The organism is Streptomyces sp. NPDC021096, assembly GCF_040641275.1.
GTDB lineage: Bacteria > Actinomycetota > Actinomycetes > Streptomycetales > Streptomycetaceae > Streptomyces.
This window is the reverse complement of the sequence record NZ_JBFADG010000020.1, coordinates 50,591-74,704: the sequence shown is the minus strand read 5'-3', so window position 1 is coordinate 74,704 and position 24,114 is coordinate 50,591. Positions and strand designations below refer to the sequence as shown.

The window sequence follows — 24,114 nt, the reverse complement described above, 5'->3', positions numbered from 1 at the left end:
CCCGGGCCGTCCAGGAGATAGGTTCCCCGTACGATGGGTGGCCGCCACCCCCGCGCCCCCGCATCTCGCGTACCGGCGACAGCGACGAATACCGACAGCCCCGACAAGCACTGACAAAGGATTTTAGGTGAACATCCGCTCCCTCACTCGAGGCGACGGCGTGGTGATCGGAGCAGCGGTGTTGCTGTTCATCGCCTCGTTCCTCAGCTTCCGCTCGTACGACTGCGGGTCGGCGATCAACTGCCCCAAGGAGCCGATCGGCTGGAAGCCTGAACTCTTCCCCGTTCTGCCCTCGATCTTCCTCGCCGGAATCATCGCCGCCGCTCTGGTCGTCGTCGCCCGTTTCCAGCCCGAGGGCCGCAAGGTCATCGGGCTGGGCCTCGACCAGTGGGGCATGGCGCTCGCCGTGTTCGCCGCGTGGTCCTCGCTGTGGACGATCTTCGGTGGTCCGGACGTGGACCAGATCTCCCCCGGCGTCGGCCAGATCCTCGGGCTGATCGCGAACCTGGTGCTCGCCGTCGTCGCCGCGCTCACGCCGCGCACCCCGGCGCTCAAGGCCCCGCTGATGGGCGCCCCGCAGCCGGCCGCCGCGCAGCCCTACGGCATGGCCCCCAACCAGGGCTACGGCTACCCCGGTCCGGGCGGCGTGCAGCCGGGTGCCGGCGCGCCCTACGGTGCGCAGGCCCCGCAGCCGTACGGCGGCCAGCCGGGCCCGGCGCAGGCCCAGCCCCAGCAGGGCGGTGCCGCTCCCGCGCCGCAGCCCGCCGCCGCGGGTCAGCCGGCGCCGGCCGCCGGTGGCGACTTCGCCCCGTTCTGGTTCGCGGTGCCGGTCAGCCGTCCGCTGTTCGCGGAGGACGGCTCCGCCGGCCAGATCGCCGAGCTCGCGCCCGGCACCTGGTACCTCGCGGTCGACCAGCGCGGCCCCGCGCTCGTCGCGCAGACGCAGGACGGCCGCCGCGGTCTCCTGCAGGACACCTCGGGGATCCAGCGCGGCTGACGCGTCCGCGCTCTTCCTCTGCGGCGGCCCGCCGGGTTCTTCCCGGCGGGCCGCCGTCTTGTCGTCCCGCGCCCGGCGGGCCTACCCTCACCGAACTGACGCACCGTCAGATCGATGAGGGAGGCTCCATGCGGCTCGGTCTCGCCCTCGGCTACTGGGGCCGCCGGCCCGGCCCGCGCGACCTGGCGCTCGCCCGGCAGGCCGAACGGCTCGGCTACCACTCCGTGTGGACCTCCGAGTCCTGGGGCTCGGACGCCTTCACCCCGCTGGCCTGGATCGCCGCGCACACCAGCCGCATCCGGCTCGGCACCGCCGTGGCCCAGATGGCGGCCCGTTCGCCCACCGCCACGGCCATGCACGCGCTGACCCTCGACCACCTCTCCGGCGGCCGCGTCCTGCTCGGACTGGGCCTGTCGGGCCCTCAGGTCGTCGAGGGCTGGTACGGACGCCCGTTCCCCCAGAGCCCGCTGACGGCGACCCGGGAGTACGTGGACGTGGTCCGGCAGGTGCTGCGCCGGGAGGCCCCCGTGGTCCTCGACGGGCGCTTCCACCCGCTGCCCTACACCGGGCCCGGCGCCACCGGACTCGGCAAGCCGCTCAAGTCCATCACCCACCCCCTGCGCCCAGGACTGCCCGTCCTGCTCGGCGCCGAGGGGCCCCGCAACGTCGCCCAGACCACCCGCATCGCCGACGGCTGGCTGCCCCTGTACTGGTCGCCCGCGCGCGCCGGCCTCTACGCCGCCGCCCTCGACGGCGTCCCCGAGGGCTTCATGGTCGCCCCGATGGCCCAGGCGCGCCTGTGCGACGACCTCGCCGAGGGGCTGCGGCCGGTGAAGACGATGCTGGCCCTCTACATCGGCGGCATGGGCCACGCCGCCCGCAACTTCCACGCCGACCTCATGGCACGCATGGGGTACGAGGAGGAGGCGCGCCGCATCCAGCGGCTGTTCCTGGCCGGGCGGCGGGACGAGGCCGTCGCGGCCGTGCCCGACGCCTTCGCCGACGAGATCTCCCTGGTCGGCCCCCGCGAGCGCATCGCCGAGCGGCTGGCCCTGTGGCGCGAGGGCCCGGTCACCGACCTCCTCGTCACCGCGCCGGACCCCGCGACCCTGCGCCTCCTCGCGGAGCTCAACGCCTGACGGCGGGCTTGCCCTTGCCGTACAGCCAGACGTCGAAGACGTCGCCGACATCCTCCGCGTCCTTGCAGAACTCCACGAACCGCTGTGTGGAGACGTTCTGATGGCGGTACCGCTCCGCCCAGTTGCGCACCAGGGCGAAGAAGGCACGGTCGCCGACCTTCTCGCGGAGCTTGTGCAGCACCATGGCGCCCCGGCCGTACACGGGCAGGTCCGAGACCGTCTCCGCCTGAGGGTCGGACGGCGGGAAGTCCCAGATGCTCTCCCCGTCCTCGCCCCTGCTCTCGGGGTCCTTGCCGTCGTAGTAGTCGTCGAAGATCTGCCGCACGGACCGCCCGCCCCGCTTCTCCTCCCACATCCACTCGGAGTACTGCGCGAAGCCCTCGCTGAGCCACATGTCCCGCCAGGTCGCCGGCGTCAGCGCATTGCCGAACCACTGGTGCGTCAGCTCGTGCACCACGAGCTTGTCGGTGGGGGCGCCGTGGAAGTACGGCTTGGGCTGCGTCTCCAGTTCGTAGCCGACGTACGGATTGCGGTCGACGACCGCGCCCGTCGACGAGAAGGGGTACGGGCCGAACAGGCCACTCTGCCACTCCAGCACCTCGGGGATCAGCGCGGCCACCTTCGCCGCCGCCTCGCTCTCCTTCGGGTGCGCGGCGACGTACACGGGCAGGCCGCCGCGGGTCCTGGAGGTCGTCACCCGGAACTCCCCCACCGCGACGCTGGCCACATGGCTGGCCACCGGCTCGCCGCTGTGCCAGCTGAAGGTGGTGCGCCGGTCGTCCTTCGGGCCCTTGTCCCGCGTGTCCTTCAGCTCGCCGTTGGCGACGGCCGTGAAGCCCTTGGGCACGGTGACGGCGATGTCGTAGGCGGCCTTGTCGGAGGGGTGGTGGTTGCCGGGGAACCAGGCCATCGAGCCCGTCGGCTGGCCCAGGCCCACCGCGCCGTGGTCGGTCTCGACCCAGCCCTCCGTGGAGCCGTCCGCATCCTTGACGGGCTGCGGCTGCCCGTCGTAGACGACCGTCGTCTCGAACGTACGGTGCTTGGCCACCGGCTCGGCCGGCTCGACGGTCAGCTCGGTGCCCTTGCGCTGGAAGCGGGCCGGCTCGCCGTCGACGCGGACACTGCGGACGGTCAGGCCCTTGAGGTCGAGGTTGAAGGCGCTGAGGTGCTGCGTGGCCCGGGCGGTGATGACGGCGGTGGCGCCGAGGCGGTTGCCCTCCGGCTCGTAGTCGAGCGTCAGGCCGTAGTGGGCGACGTCGTAGCCGCCGTTGCCCAGGCGGGGGAAGAGCGGGTCGTGGGCGCCCGCGGCCCCGGGGCGGGCGCCGCCCTCACCGCCCGTGCCGCAACCCGAGCCGCCGAGCGCGGCGAGGAGCAGCAGGGCGGCGGGCAGCGCGGCGCGGCGGGGCAGCGGACGTCCGGTCGCCATCAGAAGCTGGCCCGCTCCAGCCAGGAGTCGAGCACCTCGCGGTCCCCGAGCACCTCGACGCCGCCGTCGTCGACGGACGAGCGCCGGTACATCACCCGCAGGACGGCCGTCATCGGGCCGCGCACGGCGACGGCCGCCTTCTCATGGGTGTTGCGCCAGGTGACCGGCGCCTCGCGGGCGTCGATGAACCACTCGGCGTTCAGCTCGGGATCGGTGTCCGTGGCGTGCAGGTGCAGCGTGCGGCCCGGGCCGGCGAGCTCGCCGTACGCCGGACGGTACGCGATCGCCTGCGGGGACGTGACGATCTCCAGCCACTCGTCGAGGCAGTCGGCGGCGAGGACGGCGTCGACGGTGTACTCGGCGCCGACGGCCGCGAAGACGTCGGCGCGGTGCATCACCGTCTCCAGCGTCATGCGACGGGCCCAGAAGGCCGCCGTCTGCTCCGCCCCGAAGGTCCACACCTCCGTCTCGGGCCCCGCCTCGCGCAGCGTCTCCACCAGCTGCCGGGCGCCCTCCGCGAGGTGGGCGTCCAGCGAGTCCGCGTCGAACGCCTCGGCCCCGCCGGTACCGGCGGTCTCATCGGTCGGAACCCTGAATTCCTTGACCCGGTCGCGCACGATCCCCTCGACGCCGCGCTGGGCGCTGGAGACGTGCAGCGCGAGCTGGGCGAGGGTCCAGTCGGGGCAGGTGGGGGTCTTGGCGGTGAGGTCGCCGTGGCGGAGGGCCTCGCGGAGGAGGTCGGTCTGGGTGAGGATCTCTTCGCAGTAACGGTCGTAAGAGAGGCGCGTCATGACGCCACTTTAGGTTGGCCGACGGGTGCCGTTCGAGGGATTTCGCCCCGCCCCGCCCTTTCACCGTTTCCCGGGGCTCCGCCCCGGACCCCGGTCCTCAATCGCCGGACGGGCTTGATTTCCGCCGGTTCCGGGCAACAAATCAGCCCGTCCGGCGTTTGAGGACCGGGGGTTCGGGGGCGGAGCCCCCGGTTACAGCGGGCAGTCGCAGTCCGGTTCCAGCCCCCGCGGCAGGCGTTCGCCGCCGAAGACCGCCGTCGTGGCCTCGTCGCCGCCGAGGGCGGCCGTGGCCAGGAGGAGGGAGCCCGCCGTCCAGGTGGTGAGCTCCTCCGGCCAGACCGCCTCGTCGTCGAAGACGTAGCCGGTCCAGTACATGCCGTTCTCGGCACGCAGGTGCTGGATCCACTGGAGGATCTCCACCGCGCGGTCGGACTCGCCCATCACCCACAGCGCGAGGGCCAGCTCGCAGCTCTCGCCGCCCGTGACCCAGGGGTTGGGCAGGACGCAGCGCACCCCGAGGCCCGGTACGACGAAGTCGTCCCAGTGCCGTTCGATGCGCTCCTTGGCGGCCGTGCCGGTGACGGCGCCGCCGAGGACGGGGTAGTACCAGTCCATGGAGTAGCGGCTCTTGTCCAGGAACCGCTCGGGGTGGTGGCGGATGGCGTGGGCCAGCTGGCCCACGGCCAGCTCCCAGTCGGGCTGGGGCTCCTCGCGGTGCTCGGCGATGGCCAGGGCGCAGCGCAGCGCCTGGTGGATGGAGGAGCAGCCGGTGAGGAGGGCGTCGGTGACGTCCTCGCCGCCGTCCTCGGCGGCCTCGCGCTTCCAGCCGATCTGGCCGCCGGGCTGCTGGAGTTGGAGGACGAACTCCACAGCGGCGAAGACAGTCGGCCACATGCGGTCGAGGAAGGCGTCGTCGCCGGTGGAGAGGTAGTGGTGCCAGACGCCGACGGCGACGTAGGCGACGAAGTTGGTCTCGCGGGCGCGGTCGGTGGGCTCGTCGGCGTCGCCGTCGGCGTAGGCGGCGTACCAGGAGCCGTCCGGGTTCTGGTGGTCGGCGAGCCAGCGGTAGGCGGCCGCGGCGCGCCCGTGCTCGCCGGCCGCGTCCAGGGCCATGGCGGCCTCGACGTGGTCCCAGGGGTCGAGGTGGTGGCCGCGGAACCACGGTATGGCGCCGTCGGGGCGCTGGGCGGCGGCGATGCCGGCCACGGTGCGCTCGGCCTGTTCGGCGGTGAGGACTCCGGGCAGGACGAGGCGTTCGGTGCGGCCGGGGCCCCGGCTGAAAGCGGTCACTCGGCGGCGCCCGCGGGCAGGTGCGGCTTGGTCGCGTAGGCGACGAAGCTCTTGCCGATGACGGGGTTGAGGAGTTGCTCGGCGATGCGCGTGGCCTTGGGCTTCTTCATGATGTCCCAGACGAGCAGCTTGTGGTACGCGCGAACGGGCAGGGCCTTGTCGTTGTCGACCCCGAAGGCGCACTTGAGCCACCAGTAGGGGCTGTGGAGGCCGTGGGCGTGGTGGGTGCCGTAGGGCTTGAGGCCGGCCTCCTCCATCTTGCGGAGCAGTTCGTCGCCCCGGTAGATGCGGATGTGGCCGCCCTCAACCTCGTGGTAGGCGTCGCTGAGCGCCCAGCAGACCTTCTCCGGCCCGTAGCGGGGGACGGTGACGGCTATGCGGCCGCCGGGCTTGAGGACGCGCACCATCTCGGCGAGGACGCCCTTGTCGTCGGGGATGTGCTCCATGACCTCGGAGATGATGACGACGTCGAAGCTGTCGTCGGGGAAGGGCAGCGCGAGGGCGTCGCCCTCCATGGCGGTGGCGGTGGCGCCTTCGGGGGCCTCGCCGGCCTCCTTCATGGCGGCGAACCACTTGGCGACCTCGCGGATCTCCTCGCCGTTGCGGTCGAGGGCGACGACCCGGGCGCCGCGCCGGTAGCACTCGAAGGCGTGCCGGCCCGCGCCGCACCCCAGATCGAGGACGCGGTCGCCTGCGGCGAGCGGGAAGCGGGAGAAATCGACGGTCAGCACGTTTTTGCTTTCGTCCGGCGGGACAGGGTGGTGACACTCGATCGCCGGGCGGGCCGAAATTCAGCCCGTCCGGCGATCGAGGACAAGAAACGGTGAAAGGGCGGGGCAGGGGCAGGACCTACCAGGGCGGCCACTACGCGCCACCGAGCCGGCGGGCGGCACCCGCCCGGGCCATCGCCTCGCGGTAGTGCTCGGCCGTACCGATCGCCGCCTGGCGCCAGGTGAACCGGGCGAGGACGCGCTCGCGGCCGGCGGCGCCCAGGTGGCGGCGCAGGTCCTCGTCGCCGAGCAGCCGGGACAGCGCGGCGGCCAGCGCTCCCGCGTCGCCCGGCGGGACGGCGAGGCAGGTCTCGCCGTCGGGGCCGGCGACCTCGGGGATGGCGCCGCCGGTGGTGGCCACCAGCGGGGTGCCCGTGGCCATGGCCTCGGCGGCGGGCAGGGAGAAGCCCTCGTACAGGGACGGGACGCAGGCGATCTGGGCCGAGCGGACCAGGTCGACGAGTTCACGGTCCGTGATGCCCTTGACGAACTCGACGGCGCCCTCGAGCCCGTGCCGCTCGATGGCGGTGGCGACGGGGCCGTTCTCGGCGCGCTTGCCGACGACGACGAGGTGGGCGCCGGGGTGGTCCGTACGGAGGCGGGCCAGCGCCTCGACGAGGTGGACCAGGCCCTTGAGGGGGACGTCGGCGCTGGAGGTGGTGACGATGCGGCCGGGTATCTCGGGGACGGCGGGGTCGGGCGAGAACAGGCCGGTGTCGGCGCCGATGTGGACGACGTGAATTCGGCCGGGATCCACCCCCAGGTGGTCGACGATCTCCTGCCGGGAGGAGCCGGAGACCGTGAGCACGGACGGCAGCCGCCGGGCGACGCGCTTCTGCATGCGCGTGAACCCGTACCAGCGGCGCACGGAGGCGCGGCGCTTCCAGTCCTGCGCGGCGTCCAGCTCCAGCTGCCGGTCGACGGTGATGGGGTGGTGGATGGTGGTGACCAGGGGGGCGCCGAGGACGCCGGGGCCGCCGAGGAGGCCGTAGCCGAGGGTCTGGTTGTCGTGGACGACGTCGAACCGGCCCCGGTGGGCGGCGAGGTGGCGGCGGGCGCGCAGCGAGAACGTCAGCGGCTCGGGGAAGCCCCCGGTCCACATCGTGCCGACCTCCAGCGCGTCGATCCAGTCGCGGTACTCGTCGCGTCCCGGGGTGCGGAAGGGGTCGGGCTGGCGGTAGAGGTCGAGGCTGGGCAGCTCGGTGAGCGTCACGCGGCCGGGCGCGTCCTTGACCTCGTCCTCGTCCAGCACGGGGTACGGCTGGGCGCCGATGACCTCGACGGTGTGGCCGAGGCGGGCGAGTTCGCGGGAGAGGTGGCGTACGTAGACGCCCTGACCGCCGCAGAAGGGGTTGCCCTTGTAGGTGAGCATCGCGATGCGCAGCGGTCGTTCGCCGTCCCCGCCGTCGCCCCTGTCCCGGAGGCTGCTGCGGTCTCGCGTGAGCGATGCCTCCGTGGCCTCAGCGGTCACTCCGGCCTCCTTCTCGCTGGCTGTTCCGCCGGAGCGTAACGGGTCGCGCTAATCTAGAACAAGTTTCAGACTGGGTCGTTCAGAGGCTTGAATCTACCGGCATGTCAGAGGGCCGAAAGAGCCGTGCCGGGTGATTCGCGCCACGGCCCGACCCCTGCCATGCTGTGCCGTCCGGGCCGTAGAGGCACCGCTGGATGGATTGCCACGGAATGGGACATACGGACATATGACGACGGAACCCAAGTCGGCCATGGCATCTGTCGCCCCCATGACGGCCGCCGCCCCCTTGACGGCGCGTCAAGAGGCGCGGCGCCGCCGGATCCTGCACGCCACCGCGCGGCTCGCGAGCCGCGGCGGCTTCGACGCCGTGCAGATGCGGGAGGTGGCCGAGTCCTCGAGCGTCGCGCTCGGCACGCTCTACCGCTACTTCCCCTCGAAGGTCCATCTCCTGGTCGCCACCATGCAGGACCAGCTGGAGCACCTCCACGAGACGCTGCGCAAGCGCCCGCCGACGGACGAGAACCCCTCGGCCCGCGTCGCCCAGACGCTGATGCGGGCGTTCCGCGCGATGCAGCGCGAGCCGCACCTGGCCGACGCGATGGTGCGCGCCCTCACCTTCGCCGACCGCTCGGTGAGCGCCGAGGTCGACACGGTCTCCCGGCTCACCACCGCGATCATCCTGGACGCCATGGGCCCGGTGGGACCGCCCACCCCCGAGCAGCTCTCGGCCGTACGCGTCATCGAGCACACCTGGCACTCCGCACTGATCACCTGGCTGTCGGGGCGGGCGTCCATCGCCCAGGTGAAGATCGACATCGAGACGGTCTGCGGGCTCATCGGCCGGCCGCCGGTGGCGGTGGCGGGCCCTCGGTAGGCGCAAGACCTCCGGAGTTGAGGCGGGCCACGGTAGCCGACCGCGTCCTTGCGCCCCCGGCGGACGGGGTAACCGCCCCCGTGACAGTGGGTCGCGCCGGTATGAATTTATCGACGTACCCGAGGTTGCTTGCTACATGAAGCGGGGAGAGACGTACGTGACCCGAGTTCTGCTGATACACGACACCTATCTGCTGCGCATGGCTCTGGCGGTACTGATCGGCAGAGAGCCGGACCTCGAGGTCTCCTCGGCGTCCTGGCCGGGAGCCGTCGCCACGTCCCGGGCGCTGCGCCCCGATGTCTGCGTGGTGGACATGGACAGCCCGCAGGCGGGTGAGGAGTGCGGGATCGGGGAGTTGGGGAGGCGATGTCGTGAGGGGGGCGAGGGGGGCGAACCCGGTGCGCTGCTGGCGCTGGCGACCGCCGGGCGGCCCGGCCCACTGCGTCGGGCCTATGAAGTGGGGGCCTTGGGCTACTTGAGCAAAAACGCTTCGCCGGACCGGCTCGTCGACGGCATACGGCATGTGGCGAAGGGGGAGCGTTTCATCGACGAGTCGCTCGGGTTCGGCTTTCTGCAGGCCGCCGAGATCCCGCTGACGCGGCGGGAGTTAAGCGTGCTGTCACTCGCGGCCGAGGGCGCTTCCGTCGGCGAGATCGCCCGGAGCCTGCACCTGTCCAACGGGACGGTGCGCAATTACATGGCCGCCATCACCCGCAAGACCGGGGCCCGCAACCGCGTCGACGCGATCCGCATCTCGCAGGGGGCCGGATGGGTGTGAGGGGGTGACGGGTGAGGGGCGTTCACGGCGGGCCGCCGGCCTCGGGTGTCCTTCCGCCGTCGCGCACGCCTCCCCCACCAGGTCGCGGTAGAGCGCCGAGCGCGCCGGCAGGTCCCGGTGCGTTCCGGCGAGCGTGCCGGGGCCGTCCATGACCAGCACGCGATCCGCGCGGCGGGCCGAGCCCGCGCGGTGGGCGATGACCACGAGCGTGCCGCCGGGCCGCGCCGCGAAGGCGCGCTCGGCGCGCGCTTCGGCGGCCGGGTCGAGATGACAGGCCGCCTCGTCGAGCAGCGCCACCGGGGCGGGCGAGAGGTACGCGCGGACCAGCGCGATCAGCTGCCGCTCCCCCGCCGACAGCTCGCCCGGCACCACGGGGGCGTCCAGGCCGCCGTCCGTCCGGCGCAGGAGTGCGCCGGCGCCGATCGCCTCGACGGCGGCCATGACCTCGTGGTCGGGGACGGGATCGGCGCGCAGGTAGCGGAAGTTGTCGCCGAGGGTGCCGGAGAAGACGTACGCCTCCTGCGGGATCAGCACCCGGCGCCGCGCCGCGTCCTCGGCCCGGGCCGCCGCCCCGCCCACGCTCACCTCGCCGGCCGAGGGCACCAGCAGGCCCGCGATCAGAGCGGCGAGCGTGGACTTCCCCACGCCGCTCGGCCCGACGACCGCCAGGTGCGTGCCGGGCGCGAGGCTCAGGTCCAGCTCCCGCACGACGGGCTCGGCGTGTGCGCCGTACCCGAAGGTGACGCCGCGCAGCTCCACGGCGGGGGCGGTGGCCGGGACGGGACACGGGTCCGGGCGGGGTGACGGTGGCGGTGCGGCCGGGGGCGCGGTGAGGCGGCGTACGACCACGGCCAGCCGGGCGCCGCTCGCGCCCAGGCCGTGGATGAGGCCCTGCAGGGCGGGGAGCAGCGACTGCGTCAGATAGGCGAGGGCGCCGACGAGCGCGCCCGCCGAGACGCCGTGGTCGAGCAGCCACGGCGTGGCCACCAGGAGCGGGACGACGGGGAAGCGGCCGGCGACGGCGAGCGCCGCGACGCGGACGACCGACCAGCGGGCGAGGGCGTTCGCGGCGCGCAGCTCGGCGTCGACGAGGGCGCCCGCATCGGCGCGCACGGCCCGCTCGGCGCCGCCGGCGGTGATGTCACGCAGCCCGGCGCAGACGTCGCCCAGCGACTGGGCGACGGCTTCGTCGGCGGCCAGGAACGCCTCCTGGCGGCGGGCCATCGGCCGCAGCGTGGCCAGGAACAGGGCCAGGCCCAGCACGAGGGGCGGCACGACGACCGCCAGCAGCACGGGGGCCAGCAGGAACAGTCCCACCAGGGCCCCGGCGGCGGTGAAGACGAAGGAGCGCGCCACCATCACGAGGCCGGCGAACGCGTCGCGGGCGATCTCCACCTGGTGGGTGAGCCGGGACACGGCGGCGCCGTCCCCGTCGCTCAGCGCCCGCCCGACCACGCGCCGCACGAGCGCGTCCCGGAACGGCTCCACGAGCGCGGCCACTCCCCCGTACGTCCGCCCCGTCCCATAGGCCCCGACGACCACGGCGACGGCGGCGACACCCAGCCAACTAAGCCCCGTGCCCGCCCGCCCCACGAGGAACCCGGCGTCCAGCGCCCGCGCGAGCGCGTACCCGGTGGCGAACGTCTGCACCGCCTCGACGGCCGACCACCCCACGAGCCCCGCGAGCACCCGTCGCCGCCTCAGCAGGAAGGCGAGCCCTTGGCGGATGCCGGCGGGGGCGTTCGCCGGTGGGGCGGGGCGGTCGGACGTCGCGGTGTCCGGCCTCATCCTTCGAACACCGCCCTGTACTCCGGCAGGTGCCACAGCATCTCGTGGCTGCCCACCGCGCGGATGCGGCCGCCGTCGAGCCAGGCGACGTGGTCGGCGCGGGATGCCGTGGCGGGGCGGTGGGCGACGATGAGGCGGGTGTGGGGGGTGAGGTCGTGGAGGAGGGCGTGGGAGACCTTGCGTTCGGTGGCCGAGTCCAGGCTCGAGGTGGCGTCGTCGAGGATGAGCAGCCGTCCCGCGTGGGCGAAGGCGCGGGCCAGGCCCAGGCGTTGGGTCTCGCCGCCGGAGAGGGGGGCGGCCGTGAGGGGTGTGTCGTAGCCGTCGGGCAGGCGGCGTACGAAGTCGTCGGCGCAGGCGGCGCGCGCCGCGGCCGTCATGGCGCCCGGCGCCGGGGTGAAGGAGCCGAAGGCGACGGTGCCGCCGATGGTGCCGCCGAGCAGCGCGGGGCGTTCGAAGGCGTACCCCACCTCGCGGCGCAGCTCCTCGTGGGTGAGGTCGCGCAGGGCGACGCCGTCGAGCGTGACGTCGCCGGCGTCCGGGTCGGCCAGGCGCCCGGCGACGGCGGCCAGGACGGACTTGCCGGTGCCGGAGCGGCCCACGAGGGCCAGGGTCGTGCCGCCGGGCACGGTCAGGTCCACGTCGTGCAGGACCTGTCGCCCGCCCCGCCGGGCGCACACGCCGCGCAGCCGCAGCGTGCCGTCGCCGGGCGGCAGCCGCCGGGTGCCGTGGCGGGTCGGGGCGAGGGCGTGGACCTCCGCCAGGCGGCGGACGGCGGTGCGGCCGTGCACGAGGGCGTTGAGGTGGCCGACCAGCATGCCGACGCCGGCCGCCAGCACCGCGTAGCGGGAGGCGGCGAGCAGGTCGCCGACGCTGAGCCGGCCGCGGGACAGTTCGAGCCCGGCGACGGCGAGGACGGCGATCTGCAGCAGCGGTACGAGCGTGGCGGCCTGGGCGGTGGCCCGGCCCTGCACCTTCCACATGCGGTGCCCGTGGCGCGCGAGGGAGGCCAAGGGTTCGAGGATGCGGGCCCGTTCGCGGCCGGCGGTGCCGGCCGCGGCGATGGTGCGGGCGCCGGCCAGGGCCTCGACCAGGCGCCCGGCGATCTCGCCCTGGAGCCGCTGGTAGCCGGTGAGGCTGTCGGTGGAGGCGCGGGTGAAGGACCGCAGCAGCAGGGCGAGTACGGGGGCGCCGGCGAGGAAGGCCGCGGCGAGCCAGGGGTCGATCAGGGCGAGGGCGGCGATGCCGCCGAGCGGTCCGGCGACGGCGGCGACGGTCCCCGCGAGGGAGCCGGGGGCGGTGCCCGCGTGGGCGGCGTTGCCGACGAGGCGGGTGACGAGGTCGCCCTGGGGGATGCGGGCGGTGGCCCGCGGGCCCGTCGCGAGGACGTGCCGCAGCGCGCGGTGGCGCAGCCATGCCGTGGTGCGCGCGGCGGTGGTGGCGGTGAGGAGTTCGTCGCAGGCGTCCAGGACGACGGGGGCGCAGACCAGGCCCGTGCACAGCAGGACCCACCGCGTCGCGTCGGCGCCGCGGCGGGCGAGCAGCAGGTCGAGGGTGTGGCCGAGAACGGCCGGCAGCAGCAGCGCGGCGGCGGTGCTCGCGGTGGCGACGAGGGCGAGGGCGACGGTGCGGGCGGCGCTGTGCCGGACGGCGCCGGACAGGATCCCGCGGCCGGTGGGGGCGGCGGTGTCCGGGCTCGGCTCGCGGGGCGGGGCCGTAACTGCCATGGGTGAGGGACCTCGTGAAGTCGGGCCGGCTTCCGTGGCCGAACCGGTGGGCCCTCCCCGCGAGGAGGGCCCACCAGGAGCGGTTACCCGCGGGGGTGGATCACAGACACAGCGCGACGCTGGCCGTGCTCCAGCACAGGAGCAGGCTCACGTTGCTGCCGCCACCGCCTCCGCCGTGGGACAGCTCGTCGGACTCCATGCTCTGCAGGTCGAGAAGCGCCATGGTTCTTCCTTTCATGGGGACGGAACTGAGGTGATTGGTTGGGTCACGGCTCCACGACGCGGTGGAACCGGCTCTGGGGCGCCCGCAAGGGCGGCAGGAAGGGCAGCTGTGCGGGCCGGTCGCCGCCGAGGGCGGCGCCGAGCGCGAGCAGGCAGCCTGCCGTTCCGGTGGCGAGGTCCATGGACAGCCGCATCATCTGGTGTCCGGGGAAGGCGAGGTGCCCTTGGTAGGGCATGGCGTGCCAGGACAGGGCGGCGATCTGGTCGGCCGTCCACGCGCCGGTGTCGTCCGCGGCGGTGGTGCGGCTCAGGTGCCAGATCATTCCGGCGCGGCCCTGGAGAAGGCCGGGCTGGGCGTAGAACCGGGACCGGGCGGTCAGCAGGATCGCCTCGCGCGCCTCGGTGAGGTCCTCGTCGCCTGTGGCGCCGCCGCGGTGGGCGAGGTAATCGTCGAGCACCGCGCCGATCCCGACGCTGCCGTCGCCGAGGTACGGCATGGTCCGCCAGCCCTCGTCGACGTCGAGGGAGCCGGACGGGGTGCGCACGCAGCGCTCGAGGTCCGCGCGCAGGGCCGTGCCGGCCAGGTCGAGGAGGTCGGGCGCGCCGGTGCGTTCGTACAGCCTGAGGAAGAGCAGCGCGGGGCCGGTGGCTCCGTGCATCAGCCCGGCGCGCCGGTGGGCGGCGGGGGCGGCGCGGTCGGCGGCGAGCCGGTCGGCGAGGACCTGGGCGGCCTCGACGGCCCGTTCGTGCAGGGCGCGGTCGCCGGTGGCGTCGCCGAGGTGGTCGAGGACGAGGCCGACGCCGGCCAGGCCGCCGTGCAGGCCGGGGGCCAGGCGCTGCCACTTCTCCGCGAGCAGCGAGCCGGTGATGTCGAGGGCGCGCCGGGTGTGGCCCAGGCGGTGGAGGCCGTAGGCGATGCCGGCGAGGCCGTCGTAGAGGCCGAGGGGGGTGCCGGGCTGCACCGGGTCGGTGCGCTCCAGCAGCCACTTCTCGCCCTCTTCGTAGGGCTCGGCGCCGGTTTCCGCGAGGGCGTAGAGCACTCCGGCGGCGCCGTGCGCCAGGCCCAGTCCGCCGCCGTCGGTGAACTGGGCGATGTCGCCCGGGAAGAGCCGGTCGTCGCGCCCGGGTGTGGCGGAGGCGAGCAGGGCCCGGACCATGGAGTCCCGGCTGCGCGGCCAGTCGGCCGGCTCGGGCACGCCTCCGGGAAGGCCTCGGGGACGGCTCGCCGCCGCCCGCGCGCTGCGGTCCGCCGGCTCGCCCCGCCGGTCCGTGCCGCGGGTGATCTCGGCGACGGCCTCGTCGAGGAACTCGCCCGGCACGGGGAAGTACTCGGCGATGACGTCGGCCAGGTGCGCGGCCTTGGCCCGGTCGATGGCCAGGAGCGTGGTGACGGGCAGGAACAGGGCGAGCCGCAGGCAGGCCAGCGCGTACCGGTCGACGTCGGTGCCCGTGCGGTCGGGCGGGGCGACGAAGCCGGGGTGGGCGACGATCTGCCGGCCGCGCTCGGAGGCGGGGGCGGCGGCCTCGAAGTCGATGAGGGTGACGGACTGTTCGTCCGGTGCGACCAGGATGTTGAACATGTGCAGGTCGTTGAAGACCACTCCCCTGGCGTGCACCGCCTCGACCGCTTCCTCGACGGCCCGGTGGATGCGCAGCGCCCACGTGGTGTAGTCGGCGAGGGCGCCGGGGTCGGGGTCGGCGGTGAGCAGCGGGTGGCGCTCGGCGAAGAAGGAGTTCAGGGGGCGGCCCTCGACGAAGTCCATGACGAGGAAGCGGTGGTCGCCGACGCCGAACCAGTCGCGGACGCCGGGGGCGACGCCGAGGCCGGCGAGCTTCTCCAGCGCGTCCTTCTCCCGCTCCAGCCGGGCGATGGCGTCGGCGCCGTCGGCCGCCAGCCCGGCGTGCGGCCTGCCTTCCTTGAGGACGACCGCGCCGCCGTCGCGGCTGTCGGTGCCGCGGTAGACGCCGCCGCCGTTGGAGAAGTGCAGGGCCTTCTCGATGCGGTAGGGCAGTTCGCCGACGGTGGTGGCGTTGCGGGCGGCGAGGTGGGGCTCGAGGAAGGCGGGCAGGGTCACCCACTCGGGCGTCTGGAAGGCGGGGTTGCGCAGGTCCGGCACAAGGGTGCCGGTGGGGTCCTCGACCGCGGGGACGAGCGTGCCCCTGGCGTCGGCGCAGTAGCGGCGGGCGAAGGCGCCGTAGCGTACGTAGAGCGGGCCTTCGTGCCAGCGCAGGTCGGTGAGGATGTAGGGGCCCGGGCCGCCGCCGAGGACGGCGTGCAGGTCGGTGAGGACGGTGTGCAGACCGTCCTCGTCCGCCGGGTAGATGGTGACGAACTTTCCGCTGCCGTCGCGGGCGGCGTACTTGCTGTTGCGCAGGTGCAGCTGGTGCGGCGCGGGGACGAACTTGAACGGCACGGCCCGCGGTACGCAGTAGTCCCAGACGGCGGCGGCGGTCCGGTCCGCGGTCTCCGCGGTGGCGGACACATGGATCTTCCAGCCCTGCGGCGGCTGCCCGGGGCGCGGGGCGCCGGTGGCGTCCACGGGTGTGAGGCTGAGCCAGTCCCCGCTGCGGGAGCTCTTCCAGCCCTCGGGCACGGGGCGGCGCGCCGTCTCGAACAGGGCGCTGCCGCCGTGGGCCCCGGCCGGGGCGGACAGCCGCTCGGGGATCTCGTAGAAGTGCCTGTCTGCCAGGCAGTAGACCTCGTACCGCTTCTCCATCGAAACCCCCCTCGGCGACGGGAAGAGATTTCCACGCCGCCGGGGGCCGGGACAGTCACATGTGTCATGAACAGTCCGTGCGGAACGCATGAGTAAACAAATGTACGGACCAGTTGTTCGAAAGGACGTTACTCCTCGGGTGGGAACACCGCCTCGCCCGTTTTGGCCAGATGGATGGAGACGGCCTCGGTGGGGCAGTTCTCGGCCGCCTCCAGCACCTCCGGGCAGGCCTCCGTCTCCTCCGCCACCGGGCGCGCGCGGCGGGCGGTGTCGAGCCGGAACGCGCCGGGCGCGGCGGCGGCGCACATGCCCGAGCCGACGCACACGCTCCGGTCGACCGCCACCCGCCAGCGCCGCTCCCCGCTCACCGGCCGGCCCCGGGCTGCTGGCCGTACCCGGCGGGCAGGTGGATCGTCTTCTGCTCGAGGTACTCGGCGTAGCCCTCCGGCCCGCCCTCCCGGCCCAGGCCCGAGTCCTTGTAGCCGCCGAACGGGCCGAACATGTCGAGGCTGAAGGTGTTCACGCAGTACGTGCCGGTGCGCACCCGGCGGGCGACGGCGATGCCGCGCTCGACGTCTCCCGTCCAGACGCTGCCGGAGAGCCCGTAGTCGGAGTCGTCGGCGATCCGGACCGCCTCCTCCTCGTCCTCGTACGGCAGGAGGCAGACGACGGGGCCGAAGATCTCCTCGCGGGCGATCCGCATGGTGTTGGCGACGTCGCCGAACAGCGTCGGCTCGACGTACCAGCCGGTGTCCCTCCCGGCCGGGCGGCCGCCGCCCGCCAGGACCTTGGCCCCCTCGCGCTGTCCGAGGGCGATGTACTCCAGCGAGCGCTCGCGCTGGCGGCGTGCGACGAGCGGGCCGACCTGGGTGGCCGCATCGAGCGGGTCGCCGACGACCAGCGCGGAGGCGGCGGCGGCCAGGCGGTCGGCGAGCTCGTCGTAGTGCGAGCGCGGGGCGAGGACGCGGGTCTGGGCCACGCACGCCTGGCCGTTGTTCATCCAGGCGCTGGGGACGATGCCGGCGACGGCGGCGTCGAGGTCGGCGTCCGGCAGGACGATGGCGGCGGACTTGCCGCCCAGTTCGAGGGTGACCCGGGTCAGGTTCCGGGCGGCGACCTCCATGACGCGCCGGCCGGCCGCGACCGAGCCGGTGAAGGAGACCTTGTCGAGGCCGGGGTGGCCGACCAGGTACTCGCTGACCTCGCGGTCGGCGGGCAGGATCGACAGCACGCCTTCGGGCAGGCCCGCGGCCGTGACGATCTCGGCGAGGAGGTAGGAGTCCAGCGGCGTCTCCGGCGACGGCTTGAGCACCACCGAGCAGCCGGCCAGCAGCGCGGGCGCCAGCTTCGCGGCCGCGACGAACTGGGGCACGTTCCAGGGCACGACGGCCGCCACGACGCCCACCGGCTCGCGCCGTACGAGCAGGGGGCCGAGGACGCCGGCGCGCCGCTCCTCATGGGGGAAGCCGCGCGCGACGGCGATGGCGGAGTCCCACACCATCACGGCGCCCAGAGCCTGGGCCAGGACGCTCCAGGAGTAGGGGGAGCCGTTCTGGGCGGAGACGAGCCGGGCGATCTCCTCGTACCGGGCGGCGATGCCGTCCTTGATGCGGGTGACGACCTCGATCCGCTCCGCCAGGGGCAGCCCCGCCCACACCTCCGACTCGAACGACGCGCGGGCCGCGGCCACGGCCCGGTCGACGTCCGCGCGCGAGGCGTGCGGGACGCGCCCGATGACGGCCTCGGTGTGCGGCGAGACGACCTCGATGACGCCCCCGCCGGGGCCGGCGGCCGGGTCGGCGTGCCTGCCGCCGATGAAAAGGTGTCCGTACTCGACGAGTTCGCTCATCGCGGTGGCCTCCCCGCCCGATTCTGACGCTGCATCAGAAATGCTCCGGATTCCGTTGTAGTGCGCGAGCACGGGCACCGGAAGGCGGGCGGCGCGGCAGGATGGTCATGCGCATGTCCGCATCACCGGCGGTGCGCGGGCATGTACCCGGCGGTATGAGCCGCCGGAAATGGGCCGGATAAAGTGTTCAGCCCCCGCCAAAGCGACCCTCGGCACCCCGCCGGGAACCCACCGAGAGGCACCACTCACATGGCCCCCTCCTTCGCCGTCCACGCGCGCCGCGGCGCCGCCGCCCTGGCCACCGCCGCCGTCCTGGGCACGGCCGTGGCACCCGCCGCCTTCGCCGACGGCTCGCCGTCCCCGGCCGCCACGGGCCTCTACGGCGCGGGCGACCCGAAGTTCGACGGTGTGTTCCGGCAGTCCCTCGCCTTCCTCGCGCAGGACGCCATGGACGTGCGCCCGGCGAACTCCGCCGTGGACTGGCTCACCGGGCAGCAGTGCGCGGACGGCGGCTTCCCCGGCTACCGGGCCGACACCTCCAAGGCGTGCGACCCGAAGAAGGACGAGTTCACCGACGCGACCGCCGCCGCCGTGCAGGGCCTGGCGGCCGTCGGCGGCCGCGGCGAGGCGGTGACCAAGGGCCTCGACTGGCTCAAGGCCCACCAGAACGACGACGGCGGCTGGGGCTACCAGGCCGGCAGCCCCACCGACGCCAACTCCACCTCCATCGCCCTCGGCGCGTTCGCGGCGGCGGGCCAGGACCCGGCGAAGGCGGCCGTCAAGAACGGCAAGAACCCCATGGAGGCGCTGCTCGCCTTCCAGCTCGGCTGCGACGCGAAGGAGGGTGAGCGCGGCGCCTTCTCGTACCTGAAGGACAAGGACAACCTGCGCGCCGACAACCTCGCCAGCGCCGCCGCCGGCCTCGCCACGCGCGGCAAGGGCTACCAGGTCGAGCCGCTGAAGAAGGGCTCCGACGTGGCCCTGAAGCCGCTGGACTGCGCCGGGGACGACAAGGCCCGCCCGCAGAACGCCGCGGCCGCCGCCGAGGCCGTGGACGGCTACCTCTCGGCGACCCTCGCCAAGAACGGCGGCTACCTCCTGCCCTCCATGCCCGGCGCCCCGGCCAAGCCCGACCACGGCAACACCGCCGACGCCGCGCTCGCCCTCGCCGCGGGCGGCCACCGCGAGGCGGCGGAGAAGCCGCTGACGTGGCTGCGCTCCAAGGAGAGCGGCACCGCCGAGTGGGCCAAGGGCAACCCCGGCAAGCTCGCCAAGCTGATCCTGGCCACCCGCGCCGCCGGGGACGACCCGCGCGACTTCGCCGGCACCGACCTGGTGGCGCAGCTGAACGAGACCGGCCCCAAGCCGGAGGCCGCCGCGTCGGACTCCGCCGAGAAGGACGACGAGAAGAAGAAGGACAGCGACGACGGCTTCGGCGTCTGGTGGTTCGTCGCCGTCTTCTTCGTCGCGAGCGTCGGCGTCGGCTTCCTGATCAGCGGCCGCAAGAAGAAGACCCAGCTGTGACCCGTACGGGCACCCGCGCCTCGGTCGCCGTCCTGCTCGCCGGCCTGCTGGCCGTGCTCGGCGCGGCGCCCGCGCACGCGGACGGCTACCGCTACTGGTCTTTCTGGCAGCAGGCCGCCGGCTCCGGCCAGGACTGGGCGTACGCCACGCAGGGCCCGGCCACGCTGCGGCCCGGCGACGGCAAGGTCGTCGGCTTCCGCTTCGCGGTGAGCAAGGACTCCGCCGAAGCCGCCAAGCCGCGCGCGGCGGCCGACTTCGGCGCGGTATGCGACCGCACGCCCGCCAAGGAGGGCGCCAAGCGCGTCGCCGTCGTCCTCGACTTCGGCACCCCGTCCGACGCCCCGGGCGGCGAGAGCCCGCCCGCGGCCCGTACGGCGTGCGCCCAGGTCGCCCCGGACGCGAGCGCCGCCGAGGCGCTCGCGGCGGTCGCGAAGCCGCTGCGCTACAACTCCGACGCCCTGCTGTGCGCCATCGCGGGGTATCCGAGGACCGGGTGCGGGGAGAAGGTCGACGGCGCAAGCGGTACGTCCACGCAGCAGCCCGCGGAGAAGAAGGACGGGCCGGAGGCGGACGACGAGGGCGACGGCGGCCCGTCCGCCGGCCTGATCGGCGGCATCGCGGTCGTGGCCGCGCTCGGCGCCGCGGCGGTGTGGCAGACACGGCGACGCCGGCGCGGATGAGCCGCGCGACCGGGACGAGCAGGGCGAGTGAAGTGAGCGGTATGGGTGGGGTGAGCGGGGCCGGGGCGGCCGCGCCGGCGGCCGTACGCGCCGGCGCGCTGCACGCCGGGGCGTGGTGGGTGTGGGCCCTGGGCCTGGCCACCGCCGCCTCGCGCACCACCAACCCGCTGCTGCTGGCGCTGCTGGTCGGCGTCGCCGGGTACGTCGTCGCCGTCTGCCGCACGGACGCGCCGTGGGCGCGCTCATACGGGGCGTTCCTCAAGCTCGGGCTGGCGGTCATCGGCATCCGGCTCGTCTTCGCGGTCGTCCTCGGCTCGCCCATCCCCGGCACGCACGTCCTGGTCACCCTCCCGGAGGTTCCGCTGCCGGAGTGGGCGCGCGGGGTGCGCGTCGGCGGCCGCGTGACCGCCGAGGGGCTGGTCTTCGCGCTGTACGACGGCCTGAAGCTGGCCACGCTGCTGGGCTGCGTCGGCGCGGCCAACGCCCTCGCCAACCCGGCCCGGCTGCTGAAGTCGCTGCCGGGCGCGCTGTACGAGGCGGGCGTGGCGGTCGTCGTCGCGATGACGTTCGCCCCGAACCTCGTCGCGGACGTCCAGCGGCTGCGCGCGGCGCGGCGGCTGCGCGGCCGCCCGGACCGGGGCCTGAAGGCCCTGCTCCAGGTGGGGCTGCCGGTGCTGGAGGGCGCGCTGGAGCGCTCCGTGGCCCTGGCGGCGGCCATGGACGCCCGCGGCTACGGCCGCACCGCCGAGGTCCCGCGCGCCGTGCGGCACACGACGAGCGCGCTGACGCTGGGCGGGCTGCTGGGCGTGTGCGCGGGCACGTACGGCCTGCTCGGCGACACCGGGGCCGGGTACGGGATGCCGCTGCTGGTCGCGGGCCTGGCCGCCGCGCTGGCCGGCCTCCGGCTGGGCGGCCGCCGCTCGGTCCGTACGCGCTACCGCCCGGACCGCTGGGGCGCCCGGGCCTGGCTGGTCTCGGCCTCGGGCGCGGCGGTGGCGGCCCTGATGATCTGGGCCGGCACCTACGCCCCGGCGGCCCTCCACCCCCCGGCAGTCCCGCTGACCGCCCCGACCCTCCCCCTATGGCCGGCGGCCTCGATCTTGATCGGCCTGCTACCGGCGCTGGTTGTGGGCAATCGTTCCGCAGGGCGGAACGGGTGGGCACAACCGGAACGCGGCGCCCAGCCCACCCCCCAGCCCACCACGGACGTCAAGGAGACCCTCCGGTGATCCGCTTCGAACAGGTCTCCGTCACCTACGACGACGACGCCGGGCACCCAGCCATCACCGACGTAGACCTCACCGTCCCCGAAGGCGAACTGTGCCTCCTGGTCGGCCCCTCAGGCGTCGGCAAGTCCACCCTGCTGGGCACCGTCAGCGGCCTCGTCCCCCACTTCACGGGCGGCACCCTCCACGGCAGGGTCACCGTCGCCGGCCGCGACACCCGCACGCACAAGCCGCGCGAGCTGGCCGACGTCGTCGGGACGGTCGGGCAGGACCCGCTGGCCCACTTCGTCACCGACACCGTCGAGGACGAGCTCGCCTACGGCATGGAGTCCCTCGGCATCGCGCCCGCCACCATGCGCCGCCGCGTCGAGGAGACCCTGGACCTGCTGGGCCTGGCCGCCCTGCGCGACCGCCCCCTGGCCACCCTCTCCGGCGGCCAGCAGCAGCGCGTCGCCATCGGGTCCGTGCTGACCACGCACCCGAAGGTGCTGGTCCTGGACGAACCGACGTCGGCACTGGACCCGGCGGCGGCCGAGGAGGTCCTGGCCGTGCTGCAGCGCCTGGTCCACGACCTGGGCACCACCGTGCTGCTCGCCGAGCACCGGCTGGAGCGCGTGGTGCAGTACGCGGACCAGGTGATCCTGCTGCCCGCTCCCGGCGCCGCCCCCGTCGTCGGGGAGCCGGCCGAGGTCATGGCGGTCTCGCCCGTGCACCCGCCGGTCGTCGACCTCGGCCGGCTCGCCGGCTGGTCGCCGCTGCCGCTGTCCGTGCGGGACGCCCGCCGCAAGGCCGCCTCCCTGCGGGAGCGGCTGGCACCGCTGACCCCGCCGGACGGAACCCCGGCCGCCGCCGGCGCCCCGGAGCCCGCTCCGCGCCCCCGCGGGGCCCGGCTGCTGCGCGGAGCCGGCCGGCCCGCCGCGCCCGCCGGGGCCGCGCCCGCCGCCGCGGCCGTGGACGGCCTGGCCGTCCGGCACGGCCGCGTCGACGCACTGCGCGAGGTCACGCTGTCCGTACGGGGCGGGGAGACCGTCGCCCTCATGGGCCGCAACGGCGCCGGAAAGTCCACGCTGCTGCGCACCCTCGTCGGCATGCACCGGCCGGCCCGCGGCTCGGTGCACGTGGGCGGCGCGGTCCCGCACCGCGCGGGCCCGCGCGAGCTGCTGCGGCACGTGGGCCTCGTCCCACAGGAGCCGCGCGACCTGCTGTACGCCGACACCGTCGCCGCCGAGTGCGCGGCGGCCGACCACGACGCGGGCGCCGATGCCGGCACCTGCCGCACCCTGGTCGGCGAGCTGCTCCCGGGCGTGGCGGACGCGACGCACCCGCGCGACCTTTCCGAGGGCCAGCGTCTGGCGCTCGCGCTCGCGATCGTCCTCACGGCCCGCCCGCCGCTGATCCTCCTGGACGAGCCGACGCGCGGCCTCGACTACGCGGCGAAGGCCCGCCTCGTCGAGATCCTGCGCGACCTGGCGGGCCGGGGCCATGCGATCGTCCTGGCCACGCACGACGTGGAGCTGGCCGCCGAGCTGGCCCACCGGGTGGTGATCATCGCCGAGGGCGAGGTGGTGGCCGACGGCCCGACGGCGGAGGTCGTGGTCTCCTCCCCGGCCTTCGCCCCCCAGGTGGCGAAGGTGCTCTCCCCCCTCCCCTGGCTCACGGTCCCCCAGGTCCGCGCGTCCCTGCGGGAGGAGTCATGAGGCGCCCGGTTGTGGGCAATCGTCCCGCAGGGCGGGACGGGTGGGCACAACCCCACGACGGCGGCACGCGTGCGATCCGCCTAGGCCCCCGATCCGTCGTCGCCCTCACCCTCGTCACCGCCATAGGCGTAGCCGCCTTCGGCTGGCCCCTGCTCGCAGACTCCGCATCCGGCCTCGCCCACTCCCAGGACGCCCCGTACCTGTTCGCAGCCCTGCTGCCCCTGCTGCTCGCCGTCGTCGTCGCGACGATCGCGGACGCGGGCCTGGACGCCAAGGCCATCGCCATGCTCGGCGTCCTCGCGGCGGCCGGGGCCGCCCTGCGGCCCCTCGGCGCGGGGACGGCCGGCATCGAGCCGATGTTCTTCCTGATGGTGCTGTCCGGGCGGGTGCTCGGCCCCGGGTTCGGGTTCGTGCTCGGGGCGGTGTCGATGTTCGCGTCCGCGCTGCTGACCGGCGGGGTCGGGCCGTGGATGCCGTTCCAGATGCTGGCCATGGGGTGGGTCTCCATGGGCGCGGGCCTGCTGCCGGGCCCGGACCGGCTGCGGGGGCGGCGCGAGCTGGCGATGCTCGCGGGGTACGGGGCCGCGGCCTCCGTCCTCTACGGGACGGTCATGAACCTCCAGGGCTGGCCCTACATCGGCACCCTCGTCTCCGGCGTCGCCTTCGTGCCCGGCGACCCCGTGCCCGAGAACCTCGCCCGGTTCATCGCGTACTGCCTGGCCACCTCCCTGGGCTGGGACCTGCCCCGGGCCCTGGTCACGGTCGTCGCCACCCTCACCGTGGGGCCCACCGTGCTCAAGGCGCTGCGCCGGGCCACACGGCGGGCGGCCTTCGACGCGCCGGTGGCCTTCAAGGACGCGTGACCCGGACGCGTGACCCGCTCCACACCCCGCCCCCTCCGTAAGAGATCAACAAACAGCAGCCCCTTACACATCCGGTGAGGCGGGGCACATGGCCCCCGTCACATACGATCGCGGGCCGTAGCCGCGCACCCCATGCCCGCCCCGGAAGGCCCGGCCGCCACGGCCCCGGTGCGAAGGTCCTTCGTGCACAGGGGTCGTTGCCATCGCTTCCCGCGTCGGTCAGGTTGGTTGAGCCGCCAGGGAGCACGACTCCCCGGCGGCGCGCTACTGCCCCCGACGGAAGGTCCT

19 protein-coding genes and 1 pseudogene are annotated in these 24,114 nt (G+C 74.5%); 9 read left to right on the top strand and 11 right to left on the bottom strand.

All coding sequences use genetic code 11. From position 1 onward, the window contains the following. The first annotated feature begins 127 nt into the window (after positions 1-127). Positions 128-997 (top strand): DUF5336 domain-containing protein, encoded by an 870-nt coding sequence (locus AB0G59_RS22565; protein WP_071966704.1) that lies wholly within the window; start codon positions 128-130, stop codon positions 995-997. A 128-nt stretch (positions 998-1,125) separates the two neighbouring features. Next, positions 1,126-2,136, top strand: coding sequence for an LLM class F420-dependent oxidoreductase (locus AB0G59_RS22560; RefSeq protein ID WP_360914311.1), 1,011 nt, complete (start codon positions 1,126-1,128; stop codon positions 2,134-2,136). Here AB0G59_RS22560 and AB0G59_RS22555 read toward each other — a convergent pair. The 5 genes from AB0G59_RS22555 to AB0G59_RS22535 form a co-directional block, all read right to left on the bottom strand. Continuing rightward, complete coding sequence (locus AB0G59_RS22555) at positions 2,126-3,562, bottom strand: M1 family metallopeptidase (protein WP_360914308.1); 1,437 nt, start codon at positions 3,560-3,562, stop codon at positions 2,126-2,128. The genes AB0G59_RS22560 and AB0G59_RS22555 overlap by 11 nt on opposite strands. Continuing rightward, positions 3,562-4,353: a maleylpyruvate isomerase N-terminal domain-containing protein gene (locus AB0G59_RS22550; RefSeq protein ID WP_360914305.1), complete on the bottom strand. Its 792-nt coding sequence runs from the start codon at positions 4,351-4,353 to the stop codon at positions 3,562-3,564. The genes AB0G59_RS22555 and AB0G59_RS22550 overlap by 1 nt, the downstream gene beginning before the upstream one ends. Before the next feature lie 192 nt (positions 4,354-4,545). Continuing rightward, complete coding sequence (locus AB0G59_RS22545; RefSeq protein WP_360914302.1) at positions 4,546-5,643, bottom strand: prenyltransferase; 1,098 nt, start codon at positions 5,641-5,643, stop codon at positions 4,546-4,548. Beyond that, the gene (locus AB0G59_RS22540) at positions 5,640-6,374 is read right to left on the bottom strand and encodes a class I SAM-dependent methyltransferase (RefSeq protein WP_071966701.1); all 735 of its coding nucleotides are present in this window, start codon (positions 6,372-6,374) and stop codon (positions 5,640-5,642) included. Before AB0G59_RS22540 ends, AB0G59_RS22545 begins: the two co-directional genes overlap by 4 nt. A gap of 133 nt (positions 6,375-6,507) precedes the next feature. Next, positions 6,508-7,785, bottom strand: coding sequence for a glycosyltransferase family 4 protein (locus AB0G59_RS22535; protein ID WP_360914432.1), 1,278 nt, complete (start codon positions 7,783-7,785; stop codon positions 6,508-6,510). 325 nt (positions 7,786-8,110) lie between these two features. Between AB0G59_RS22535 and AB0G59_RS22530 the strand changes: the two genes are divergently transcribed. Both AB0G59_RS22530 and AB0G59_RS22525 read left to right on the top strand, forming a co-directional pair. Further along, positions 8,111-8,758: a TetR family transcriptional regulator gene (locus AB0G59_RS22530; RefSeq protein ID WP_360914299.1), complete on the top strand. Its 648-nt coding sequence runs from the start codon at positions 8,111-8,113 to the stop codon at positions 8,756-8,758. Positions 8,759-8,894: 136 nt separating this feature from the next. After that, positions 8,895-9,452, top strand: a pseudogene (locus tag AB0G59_RS22525) (response regulator transcription factor); the annotation flags it as partial. Here the strand turns inward: AB0G59_RS22525 and AB0G59_RS22520 are convergent. The 6 genes from AB0G59_RS22520 to AB0G59_RS22495 form a co-directional block, all read right to left on the bottom strand. Next, a complete protein-coding gene (locus AB0G59_RS22520) occupies positions 9,378-11,324 on the bottom strand; it encodes an ABC transporter ATP-binding protein (RefSeq protein ID WP_360914296.1) in 1,947 nt (648 codons plus the stop codon). The pseudogene AB0G59_RS22525 and the gene AB0G59_RS22520 overlap by 75 nt on opposite strands. Next, positions 11,321-13,048: an ABC transporter ATP-binding protein gene (locus AB0G59_RS22515; RefSeq protein ID WP_360914293.1), complete on the bottom strand. Its 1,728-nt coding sequence runs from the start codon at positions 13,046-13,048 to the stop codon at positions 11,321-11,323. The genes AB0G59_RS22520 and AB0G59_RS22515 overlap by 4 nt, the downstream gene beginning before the upstream one ends. Before the next feature lie 100 nt (positions 13,049-13,148). Next, positions 13,149-13,271: a SapB/AmfS family lanthipeptide gene (locus AB0G59_RS22510; RefSeq protein ID WP_071966696.1), complete on the bottom strand. Its 123-nt coding sequence runs from the start codon at positions 13,269-13,271 to the stop codon at positions 13,149-13,151. A 43-nt stretch (positions 13,272-13,314) separates the two neighbouring features. Next, positions 13,315-15,987, bottom strand: coding sequence for a class III lanthionine synthetase LanKC (gene lanKC / locus AB0G59_RS22505; protein WP_360914290.1), 2,673 nt, complete (start codon positions 15,985-15,987; stop codon positions 13,315-13,317). Between the two features lie 128 nt (positions 15,988-16,115). Beyond that, positions 16,116-16,295: a ferredoxin gene (locus AB0G59_RS22500; RefSeq protein ID WP_360914429.1), complete on the bottom strand. Its 180-nt coding sequence runs from the start codon at positions 16,293-16,295 to the stop codon at positions 16,116-16,118. 56 nt (positions 16,296-16,351) lie between these two features. Continuing rightward, positions 16,352-17,836: an aldehyde dehydrogenase gene (locus AB0G59_RS22495; protein WP_360914287.1), complete on the bottom strand. Its 1,485-nt coding sequence runs from the start codon at positions 17,834-17,836 to the stop codon at positions 16,352-16,354. Positions 17,837-18,085: 249 nt separating this feature from the next. Here AB0G59_RS22495 and AB0G59_RS22490 point away from each other — a divergent pair, with 249 nt between their 5' ends. The 5 genes from AB0G59_RS22490 to AB0G59_RS22470 are packed head-to-tail and all read left to right on the top strand — an operon-like array spanning position 18,086 to position 23,826. Continuing rightward, entirely contained in the window at positions 18,086-19,360 is a 1,275-nt protein-coding gene (locus tag AB0G59_RS22490) for a prenyltransferase/squalene oxidase repeat-containing protein (protein ID WP_360914284.1), read from the top strand. Then, complete coding sequence (locus AB0G59_RS22485; RefSeq protein ID WP_360914281.1) at positions 19,357-20,040, top strand: SCO2322 family protein; 684 nt, start codon at positions 19,357-19,359, stop codon at positions 20,038-20,040. Before AB0G59_RS22490 ends, AB0G59_RS22485 begins: the two co-directional genes overlap by 4 nt. 41 nt (positions 20,041-20,081) lie before the next feature. Then, positions 20,082-21,269, top strand: a complete 1,188-nt coding sequence (locus AB0G59_RS22480) for a CbiQ family ECF transporter T component (protein WP_360914426.1) — start codon at positions 20,082-20,084, stop codon at positions 21,267-21,269. Then, a complete protein-coding gene (locus AB0G59_RS22475; protein ID WP_360914278.1) occupies positions 21,266-22,963 on the top strand; it encodes an ATP-binding cassette domain-containing protein in 1,698 nt (565 codons plus the stop codon). Before AB0G59_RS22480 ends, AB0G59_RS22475 begins: the two co-directional genes overlap by 4 nt. Continuing rightward, complete coding sequence (locus AB0G59_RS22470) at positions 22,960-23,826, top strand: ECF transporter S component (protein ID WP_360914275.1); 867 nt, start codon at positions 22,960-22,962, stop codon at positions 23,824-23,826. Before AB0G59_RS22475 ends, AB0G59_RS22470 begins: the two co-directional genes overlap by 4 nt. The last annotated feature ends 288 nt before the right edge of the window (positions 23,827-24,114 follow it).